The organism is Bradyrhizobium sp. 33ap4 (assembly GCF_032654765.1).
Lineage (GTDB): Bacteria > Pseudomonadota > Alphaproteobacteria > Rhizobiales > Xanthobacteraceae > Bradyrhizobium > Bradyrhizobium australafricanum.
The window spans coordinates 1-554 of record NZ_JAUMTJ010000272.1; the positions used below are offsets into that span (position 1 = coordinate 1).

The 554-nt window shown below is 45.1% G+C and carries 1 protein-coding gene; it reads left to right on the forward strand.

The features are described from left to right. Positions 1 to 195 precede the first annotated feature (195 nt). The coding region (locus Q2M23_RS43875; protein WP_316399574.1) for a hypothetical protein at positions 196 to 554 on the forward strand (359 nt) is incomplete at its 3' end.

The window sequence follows — 554 nt, forward strand, 5'->3', positions numbered from 1 at the left end:
GGCCGACGGGTTTTTCACACAAACTCCGGGACCTTCTCGCACGTAAGTGGGTGAAGTGTGAGCGACAGTTTGGAACCCACATTTTTAAAACCGTGTATGGCAAAATCTATAACTCCCTCTAAGATCGGGGCCGCCAAGCGGCCCCGGACCGAAGTTTGCAAACTACCCTCTAAAGAATTCACTGGAAAGTACATCGTGCTGTCAGCCGAAGGAGTAGACAAGGAAAATAGCGTGCCACTCGGCCGAATGTCACCGTTTTTTATTGAAAAAGCTTTGAAATCCTTGTCAAGGAATATTGTAGACATTAAAAAAATGAGGTCGGGAGATTTACTGCTCAAATGTACGTCTGAAGTAGACTGCACTTCCATCCTGAATGCACGTGAGATGATGGGTACAAAGATCTCAGCTACCCTTCACAAAACACTCAACGTATGCCGCGGCGTGATATCTGTATCGGAATTAATTGACGTACCTGCTGAAGATATTTTACTTAACCACAAGGATCAGGCGGCCATTGATGTGCGCAAAATAACATTTCGTAAGATCAGCAAATA